This is a genomic window from Microcystis sp. M_OC_Ca_00000000_C217Col, assembly GCF_007095585.1.
In the GTDB taxonomy this organism is placed as follows: Bacteria; Cyanobacteriota; Cyanobacteriia; order Cyanobacteriales; family Microcystaceae; genus Microcystis; species Microcystis panniformis.
On record NZ_SFBV01000322.1, the window covers coordinates 24,601 to 33,674 of the forward strand.

12 protein-coding genes are annotated in these 9,074 nt (G+C 41.6%); 9 read left to right on the plus strand and 3 right to left on the minus strand.

What is annotated here, in order from left to right:
- The first annotated feature begins 167 nt into the window (after positions 1-167).
- Positions 168-512: a type II toxin-antitoxin system RelE/ParE family toxin gene (locus EWV66_RS20500; protein WP_002798095.1), complete on the plus strand. Its 345-nt coding sequence runs from the start codon at positions 168-170 to the stop codon at positions 510-512.
- A 2-nt stretch (positions 513-514) separates the two neighbouring features.
- Complete coding sequence (locus EWV66_RS20505; protein ID WP_012266232.1) at positions 515-814, plus strand: helix-turn-helix domain-containing protein; 300 nt, start codon at positions 515-517, stop codon at positions 812-814.
- A 34-nt stretch (positions 815-848) separates the two neighbouring features.
- Here the strand turns inward: EWV66_RS20505 and EWV66_RS20510 are convergent, their stop codons facing one another.
- Positions 849-1,073, minus strand: a complete 225-nt coding sequence (locus tag EWV66_RS20510; RefSeq protein WP_353734423.1) for a YcaO-like family protein — start codon at positions 1,071-1,073, stop codon at positions 849-851.
- Positions 1,074-1,396: 323 nt separating this feature from the next.
- Between EWV66_RS20510 and EWV66_RS20515 the strand changes: the two genes are divergently transcribed.
- Positions 1,397-1,741 carry a mannan-binding lectin gene (locus tag EWV66_RS20515; protein ID WP_002757643.1) on the plus strand — a complete coding sequence of 115 codons (345 nt, stop codon included), beginning with the start codon at positions 1,397-1,399 and terminating at the stop codon, positions 1,739-1,741.
- A gap of 117 nt (positions 1,742-1,858) precedes the next feature.
- Here the strand turns inward: EWV66_RS20515 and EWV66_RS20520 are convergent, their stop codons facing one another.
- Positions 1,859-4,156, minus strand: coding sequence for a TOMM precursor leader peptide-binding protein (locus EWV66_RS20520; RefSeq protein ID WP_287107263.1), 2,298 nt, complete (start codon positions 4,154-4,156; stop codon positions 1,859-1,861).
- A 554-nt stretch (positions 4,157-4,710) separates the two neighbouring features.
- Between EWV66_RS20520 and EWV66_RS20525 the strand changes: the two genes are divergently transcribed.
- From EWV66_RS20525 to EWV66_RS20550, 6 genes are all read left to right on the plus strand, one after another.
- Positions 4,711-5,058 (plus strand): rubredoxin, encoded by a 348-nt coding sequence (locus EWV66_RS20525; RefSeq protein ID WP_052278463.1) that lies wholly within the window; start codon positions 4,711-4,713, stop codon positions 5,056-5,058.
- A 106-nt stretch (positions 5,059-5,164) separates the two neighbouring features.
- The gene (locus EWV66_RS20530; RefSeq protein WP_052276782.1) at positions 5,165-6,157 is read left to right on the plus strand and encodes a photosynthesis system II assembly factor Ycf48; all 993 of its coding nucleotides are present in this window, start codon (positions 5,165-5,167) and stop codon (positions 6,155-6,157) included.
- Positions 6,158-6,235: 78 nt separating this feature from the next.
- Positions 6,236-6,481, plus strand: coding sequence for a cytochrome b559 subunit alpha (gene psbE, locus EWV66_RS20535; RefSeq protein ID WP_002749269.1), 246 nt, complete (start codon positions 6,236-6,238; stop codon positions 6,479-6,481).
- A gap of 25 nt (positions 6,482-6,506) precedes the next feature.
- On the plus strand, positions 6,507-6,641 hold the full coding sequence (psbF, locus tag EWV66_RS20540) for a cytochrome b559 subunit beta (RefSeq protein ID WP_002736175.1): 135 nt from the start codon (positions 6,507-6,509) through the stop codon (positions 6,639-6,641).
- 10 nt (positions 6,642-6,651) lie between these two features.
- Complete coding sequence (psbL, locus tag EWV66_RS20545) at positions 6,652-6,771, plus strand: photosystem II reaction center protein PsbL (RefSeq protein WP_002735805.1); 120 nt, start codon at positions 6,652-6,654, stop codon at positions 6,769-6,771.
- 42 nt (positions 6,772-6,813) lie between these two features.
- Positions 6,814-6,933, plus strand: coding sequence for a photosystem II reaction center protein J (locus tag EWV66_RS20550; RefSeq protein ID WP_043995402.1), 120 nt, complete (start codon positions 6,814-6,816; stop codon positions 6,931-6,933).
- Positions 6,934-7,173: 240 nt separating this feature from the next.
- On the opposite strand, the gene psbB is transcribed toward EWV66_RS20550, so the two are convergent.
- On the minus strand, positions 7,174-8,700 hold the full coding sequence (gene psbB, locus EWV66_RS20555; RefSeq protein ID WP_002785360.1) for a photosystem II chlorophyll-binding protein CP47: 1,527 nt from the start codon (positions 8,698-8,700) through the stop codon (positions 7,174-7,176).
- Between the last annotated feature and the right edge of the window lie 374 nt (positions 8,701-9,074).

The following is a 9,074-nucleotide window of genomic DNA, read 5'->3' on the forward strand; positions in this document are numbered from 1 at the left end:
ATAACTTTGCTTATGGCCTCATGAACGAGATATTTGCCCTGATACACTTTACTTAGATTCAGTTAAACTAAAATGATCATCATCTTGCTTGTCAACTAACGAACAATTGACAAACTGATGATCATATTATACTAAATTAGGTATCAACCTTAATCATTAACCCCAACATGGGAGATAAACCCATTTACTGGATTGGGACGTCAAGGGAAGATATTAGAGATTTTCCTGAAGACGCAAAGCGTAAAGCAGGTTTTCAACTGAGAGCTATTCAACAGGGAGAGAAACCCAATGATTTTAAACCCATTCCCATTATTGGTCAAGGAACAGAAGAAATTAGAATTTGGACAGGAGAAACCTACAGAATCTTTTATGTGGCAAGGTTTAAAGAAGCGATTTATGTCCTTCATGCTTTCGGTAAAAAAACACAGAAAACCTCGAAAAAAGAAATTGAATTGGGACAACAACGTTATCAACAAATGATTCAATTTAGACAACAATTACAGGAGGGATAACCATGACACAATCTAACCCTATTGAGATCACTTTTGGTAGCGATAACATCTTTGAAGATTTAGGATTTAACAGTGAAGAAGCAACTAACTTAAAAATTAGAGCCGATTTGATGTTAACCTTGCGGTCTTTTATCCAAGAAAAAAGATGGACACAGCAAGAAGCCGCCACTTTTTTCGAGGAAACACAACCGAAAATTAGTGATTTAATGAATGGAGAAATTAGCCGTTTTACTGTTGATAAATTACTCAGTCTTTTAGATAAAACGGGAATGAAAGTTAAACTCGAAATCTTCACCAAGTAACTTAAAATCATCAATAATTGACCATGAACAAGGGTTACATCCACATGGGAAAAGGATTTAATTCATCTTCCGTCAAAGTCTCTTTTAACCATCCCATGCTAACAGGAACATCATACAATCTTCCTGCCCCTAAACGCTTCCACATATGACGCATTCCGGGGACAATGACTTTAGCCACCCTTAAACCAATATCGGGACGAGTCTGATCTAATACTAACATTTCCATCCCCTTTGACTCAATCTCTATAATTTGATTGATTAATTCATTTGTTCTACTTAAGAGATTAGGCCATTATACCATAAAGTGACCCTTTGAATCTAATATAAATCTAATATAAATCTCATAAAAAGTTAATATTCTGCTCGAAAAAACCTATTAGAAAAGTATTAACTTTAGAGATTGCCATTACCCCAAATAAAACTTATTCTGGTATCAAAGGTGATTAAACAAATCACTTTTAACCCAAAAGACAAGGCATTTTGCTTAAGGCATTATGGCTAATCTAAAAAATTCAGAAATGGATTTTGGAGAACGTCTTGAGGATACAAAATCAACAAAAGTCTCAAAGGACATTATCTATTATGGCAAGTTACAAAGTTAATATCCCTGCTGGCCCCCTCTGGAGTAACGATGAAGCACAACAAGTAGGTCCGAGAATTGCAGCTGCTCATCAAGGAAACTTTACTGGTCAGTGGACAACCGTAGTTGAAAGTGCAATGAGTGTAGTAGAAGTAGAACTACAGGTGGAAAATACTGGAACTCATGAATTTAAAACTAATGTTTTAGCTGGACCTCTCTGGAGCAACGATGAAGCACAAAAATTAGGTCCGCAAATTGCAGCATCTTATGGTGCAGAATTTACTGGACAGTGGCAAACCATTGTTGAAGGTGTCATGAGTGTTATTGAAATCAAGTACACTTTCTAAGTGCGATCGCCTCTCTTATCGGCTAGATTGAGGTACGGAACCCAACACTATTTAAGGTGTGTTACTTCGGTGATGCACCTTTTACTGATCAGTGATAAGCTCCCCTATTTAAAAGCGTTACATCCACATGGGAAAAGGATTTAATTCTTCTTCGGTTAAAGCTTCTTTTAACCATCCCATGCTAACAGGAACATCATACAATCTTCCTGTCCCTAAACGCTTCCACATATGACGCATTCCGGGGATAATGACTTTAGCAACTCTTAAACCAATATCGGGACGAGTCTGATCTAAGACTAACATTTCCATCTCCTTTGACTCAACAATTCGCTGACACAATTTAACATCCGCTAATAAATCATCACTAGCTAATTGTAAATAATTATGACTTTTTTTGGGTATTATTTTACTATCGGGAACTAAATAAGATTGATTGCTTAACCTTGCCGTTTGCCACCATTTAACCGCCAAAGGATCAGCAGAGGGAGGATAAATCGTTGTCCCATCTTCCTTAAAAGATAACACATTGGGTAAGATTTGATTAACCTCTGTTAACGCTCGACTAATAGCAATTTTCGGGTCAAAATGCGCCCCATACCCTAATAAAATGTCCTCCACTTCCCGCTCCTTTCTCGGACTAATAGCAGCAAAACAAGGGATATTCAAATCACTGGTAATATCTAACACCCATAGCTCCCGATTTAACCCCTCATAATATTGCTTTAATTGCTCAAAATATGGCTCATTAAAGCTCTCTAAATTAACGGAAGGTTTAACTAATTGATTATACCACCATAAAGCCACACAATCTCGTTCCACTAACTCCATAAACCCTTGTAAAATCGCTTCTTCTATCGTATTTCCTGCGGCGCAGCCATTAGAATCTGCCCAACAATCTAAGGGTTCAGATTGATGATAACCATAATAACAATATCCTGTCGGTAAATACTTAAAATCTTGAGCAGTTAAAGACCATACAGGAGTCCAATCAATGATTCTAGTTTCATCAAAAGGTTCAGGAACTTTTTGAAACCATCCTTGATTCTTCGCATTCCATTCTTCTCGATGTTGATATTGTTTTTCACTAAAATTCATACATTTGTTAGGATGAATAGCTTTATCTCCTAACTCTTGATAACTCGCTTTTTCTCTGATTTCATTCCCTTGAAAAACTCCCGAATAGCGCTCAATAGCTTCACAAAATCCACTTGCTTTTGCTTGACTATCTGTACGGCCTTTTCCCGCACTTCTACCTCCAATATTTTGCCGTAAACTGTCTAAATCATCAAAGACACTACGAAAATGATGTTTAGCTACATAAGTATGAACTAAAGCATTCCCTTGTATCTTATTTAATTCTCGCACAATTCCCGTAATAGGACCGATATGATGTTGATAGGTTCTTAAGGTTTCTTCAGGAGAACAAAAACGATGTCCCCCATCACTGGTAAAAGCCTTTTTACGATGTCCCAAAACCACGGGTAAAGGTGTTTTATTTAGAGAATATCCACAACTAGGACAGTTCGGACGTTTAACTAAAATATGCTCTTGAAATTGTAAATTTAAAGTATCATAAGTCATTAGCATTCCTTCTAAACGTTGATTTTTACCTTGAATAATCCACTTAAAAACCTCCATAGCCGTCAGATTTAAAACCGTCTGTATTGTCGCTGAAGAAAACCCTAAAGGAGAAATTAAAGAAATCTTATTGTCTCTCTGTCTAATGATAAATTCCTCCACGGGACGATTATCTCGTAATCGTTGAGCCAAACAATGCCAACAACCAGTTTTATCGGGATCAAATAAGGGACCAATCCATGCTAGATTTCCCAGGGGATTAACTAATAACCAAGGCTTTTGCGAGACTAAAGCTTGTTGATTAATACTATCTAAATCAGGATGAAGATAATTATCGGTTAAAATAATGGTTAAATCCCCTTCATCTGCGACTTGAATTTGCAAGGAATTTAAAATATTGATCAAATCTTGCTGGGGAATTGAGCCTAGGCTTTTAACCGTAACCTTCAGAGATTGTAATCGTTCAAAAGCTTGGTCTTGAGAAACCTGAAGATGATGGCATAAAATTGCTAAATTAGACGGTAATAATTCTTTTTTTTCTAACAAAAACCCTCGTTTATATAACTGAAAAATTGCTTTTTGAATTGCCAGACTATAATTAATAATAACTGCGAACGAATTAGTATTACTAGGATTGATTTCTTGATTTTGTAACAGTTCTAACTGAAGAATATCAATAATTTCATCAAGATTACGTTGACCATCGATTAATCTTACTAAACGATAATAAAGCGGCTCTTGAAAACAGATTGATTCTCGCTCAGATAGAAAAAATACCGTATTTGGTTCTAGGGTTTCAATTGAATAGGCAGGATTCCAATCAAGCTGGTTGAACATAATTTTTACTCTCTTTTTAAGGGATAGGTAAGGTTGATGATATACCTATAATATAAGGTTGATAGCAGTTATCTTAATTGTGAGCTGCGAAGTTTTCGTTTTCGGGAACGGCGAGGAAGCAGCCCATTTATGCCAAAATATAAAAGCGATCGCTAAAAGTGATTAAATTTATTCAATATGAAGACAAGTAATTTAGCTTCACTCTCGCCTCTAAGAAGAAATTAAGCCGGGGATTTAGTCAATTTGGTCAAGAATAATCGGTTAGAGGTGAGAAATCAGACCCCTAATTTCTTCCCTGCCTGAAATTTCTCAATTTCTCGGAATAAATTTGACTACCAAAATCAGGGTAAATAGCCCAAATATCAACTTAATAAAGTTTTAATAGACATTTAAGCCCTAATAGATTAATCTTACTTTTTTTAAAGCCGATATGCTGCCTCGCTAATCCTTTTAAGACTTGAAAACTTGGTATTCTGTCAGGGGTTGGCCGTGAGAGGGGTCAATTTTCAAGGATAATTTGTAACAGAGTGTTGAAAATTCCTTTAATCTTAGTTATGAGCGATCGCCCACCAGAACTAACCCTAGCCGACCAGGCCCCTGCCAACTACGAATGTCGCTCCTGCGGCTACGTTTACGACCCCAGCAAGGGAGATAGTAAAACCAACACTCCCGCTGGAACCCCCTTCGAGGAATTGCCAGAAACGTGGCGCTGTCCCGTGTGTGGTGTGCGTCGTTCCCAATTTATCAACATCGGAGCCAAAGATGCTCCTTCGGGATTCCAAGAAAATCTTAGCTATGGTTTTGGAGTTAACCGTCTGACTCCGTCACAAAAAAATATTTTGATTTTCGGGGCTTTAGCGCTAGGATTTGTTTTCTTTATTAGTTTATATGGTTTAAACTAACTCAAGCACTCATTATCTTTAATCCAACGGCTCTTATGAGCCTGTAACCCATCGGGTACAAACCCTAATCCGTCCCGATTCCTTGACCAATACCTCTGAACCATTGATGAGAAAACTGAAACAATTCGTAATAGTTCTAGCTGTAGCCTTTTTCTGCTTTAGCTGTAGTAGTGTGCCATCCCTGAGCAGTAGTCCTTGGCAAATCCTCACCCTCGACACTGACTCCACTTTTGCCGATATCGCCTTTACCGACGACCTGCAGCACGGTTGGTTAGTGGGAACCAAATCTACCCTCTTTGAAACCACCGATGGGGGGGACAGCTGGCAGCAAAAAGTCCTCAACCTTGGCGAAGAAAAAGTTAGCTTTAGCGCCGTCAGTTTCCACGACCAAGAGGGTTGGATTGTCGGTAAACCCTCAATTCTTCTCCATAGCGAAGACGGGGGCAGCAGCTGGTCCCGTATCCCCTTAAGTGAAAAATTACCCGGTTCCCCCTACGGAATTATCGCCCTTAACGACAAAACCGCCGAAATGGTCACGGATTTAGGCGCTATCTACCGCACCAAAGACGGGGGCAAAACTTGGCAAGCTTTAGTGGAAGGTGCTGTGGGTGTGGCCCGGACAATTGTTCGTTCCCATGATGGTAAATACGTGGCCGTTTCCGCACGCGGTAACTTTTATTCCACCTGGGAACCGGGGTCAACAGAATGGCAACCCCACAATCGTCTTTCCTCCCGCCGCTTACAAAAAGTCGGTTATGGTGAAAATGGGGAACTGTGGGCCCTAGCCCGGGGTGGTCAACTACAATTTACTAGCCCCAATGATCTCGATACATGGGAAGATAAGGTATTCCCCGAGTTTTCCACCAGTTGGGGACTTTTGGACCTCAACTACCGCACTCCCGAAGAAATTTGGGTCGCTGGTGGTAGCGGCAATCTGTTGGTCAGTGATGACAACGGCCAATCTTGGCAAAAAGATCGCGCCGTGGAAAGTGTCCCCTCCAATCTCTATCGAATTGTTTTTATCAATTCCGACAAGGGTTTTGTCTTGGGACAAAATGGGGTTTTACTGAAATATAATCCCCCGAGCGAACCGGCCTAAAACTTGTCTCAGGGTCAAGAAAGTCTCTATTATAGAGATTGAATTTTTCAAGTCCTATCATTCCGAGGAGAACCGTCCATGTCAGGTAGTACCGGCGAACGTCCTTTTGGCGATATCGTTACCAGTATTCGTTACTGGATTATCCATAGCATCACCATCCCCATGCTGTTTATCGCAGGTTGGTTATTCGTGAGTACCGGTTTAGCTTACGATGTTTTTGGCACTCCCCGTCCCGATGAGTATTACACTCAAGAGCGTCAAGAATTACCGATCATTAATGATCGCTTTGAGGCCAAAAATCAAATCGAGCAGTTTAATCAGTAGTTTACTTTAATTAAGGATAAAAACAATGGCTAGTGGTAATCCCAATCAACCCATTTCTTACCCCATTTTCACCGTTCGCTGGTTGGCAGTTCATACCTTAGCGGTTCCCACTGTCTTCTTTATCGGTGCAATTGCGGCAATGCAGTTTATTCAACGCTAGGAGAACAATTATGGAAAGAACACCTAATCCGAATCGGCAAGCCGTCGAGTTAAATCGTACTTCTCTTTACCTAGGTTTACTCCTAGTTGCTGTCTTGGGAATTTTATTTTCCAGCTATTTCTTTAACTAATTAGTCCCGATTTATTCTCATCGCAATTAGGAGGTGTTATTCATGTTCGCAGAAGGTCGTATTCCTTTGTGGTTAGTCGCCACCATCGCCGGTCTAGGCGTTATCGCCGTGGTTGGTCTTTTCTTCTACGGAGCTTACGCCGGTTTAGGTTCCTCTATGTAATTCCATATACGGGTAATTTCCCCGGGCAAAAAACCGTTAGTTATAGAAATAACTAGCGGTTTTTTCACTATTCGGTTTAAAGTAAAGCTCGATCGAACTTTAAAAACCCACACCCTACACCCCACTTTCCTATACCTTTTAAACAGGATTTAGTCTCACGTTTGCAGGAGAACTAATAATCAACAAAAAAAAGGAGTCAAAGACTTGACTCCTTTAGTTATATAGATGATTTAGCTAAAACTAAACTTCTTGTTTACGAGTGCTAAGATCACCCAATTTTTGGAATAAACCGAATTCCACTTGTTCTTCCAGATCCGGATCGACCCCGGCGAATACGTCGCGGTAGATGGTACGAGAACCGTGCCAGATGTGACCGAAGAAGAATAGTAAAGCAAAGACAGCATGACCGAAAGTAAACCAACCCCTCGGAGAAGTGCGGAATACCCCGTCAGACTTCAGGGTTTCGGTGTCAAACTCGAAAGCTTCACCGAGTTGCGCTTTACGGGCAAATTTCTTCACATCAGCAGGATCGCTGAAGACCTGACCATCGAGAGCGCCACCGTAGAAAGAAACGGTAACACCACTTTGTTCGATACTCAGTTTCGATTCCGCACGACGGAAAGGAATATCAGCGCGAACGATACCTTCCGAGTCAGTCAGGACAACGGGGAAGGTTTCAAAGAAGTTAGGCATCCGACGCACGCTCAGGACGCGACCTTCGCCATCTTTGAACACAGGGTGTCCTAACCAAGATTTAGCGATACCGTCACCGCTATCCATGGCACCAGTACGGAATAAACCACCTTTAGCGGGGCTATTACCGACATAATCATAGAAAGCCAGTTTTTCGGGGATTGCTTGGTAAGCTTCGGCGATGGTGGCCCCATTGGCGATGCTGGCCTCGACGCGACGCTCAATTTCTTCTTGGAAATAGCCCTTATCCCATTGGTAACGGGTCGGGCCAAAGAGTTCGATCGGCGTGGTAGCATTACCGTACCACATGGTTCCAGCCACGACGAAAGCCGCAAAGAAAACGGCGGCGATACTGCTAGAAAGCACCGTTTCGATATTACCCATTCTCAGGGCTTTATAGAGTCTTTCGGGGGGACGAACGGTTAAATGGAATAAACCGGCGATAATCCCGACGATACCCGCAGCAATGTGGTGAGCTACCACACCCCCGGGGTTAAAGGGGTTAAAACCAGCAGGTCCCCATTCGGGAGCTACGGGCTGCACATGACCGGTTAAACCGTAGGCATCGGAAACCCACATCCCGGGACCCCAAAGGCCTGTTTGATGGAAAGCACCGAAACCAAAGCAAAGTAAACCGGATAAGAACAGGTGAATACCGAACATTTTCGGCAAATCGAGGGCAGATTCGCCCGTGCGGGGATCGACGAATAATTCTAAATCCCAGAAAACCCAGTGCCAAACCGCCGCTAGGAATAGCAGACCGGATAAAACGATATGAGCGGCGGCAACGCCTTCAAAAGACCAGAAACCGGGGTCAACACCAGTTTCGCCGGTGACGCTCCAGCCACCCCAAGAACCGGTGACACCTAAACGGGCCATGAAGGGCAGCACGAACATTCCTTGCCGCCACATCGGGTTTAATACGGGGTCACTGGGGTCAAAAATAGCAAGCTCATAGAGGGCCATGGAGCCAGCCCAACCCGCTACCAGTGCGGTGTGCATCAGGTGAACGGAAATTAAACGGCCCGGGTCGTTGAGAACGACTGTGTGTACTCGATACCAAGGTAGTCCCATTGACTACGCTCCTCCTATTGACAATTTAGTGTCCACTTAGACGCTTTTTATATTCAGGGTCAAATATAAGCCCAACAATCTCGACGGTTAAGTGCAAGAGTTAGCCGACCTACATTATCCCTTGAAAAGTGTATCTATTCTAAAGAAGTGTAACTATTGTTAGAACAGATTTCAAGTGCTTGCGATCGATCTTCCGCCAGAATATTCCAACCCACATTCCGCACCCTAAAGTGTCACATTGAAAATTTTATCTAAATCGTCAAAACGATTGCCGGCTCTGAATTACAGGCTAATTTGTTTGCCCAGCAGATGCACAATTAGCCCTAAAAATCTGATAGCTCTGATACCAAATTATTGAGATAAACTCTCATTAA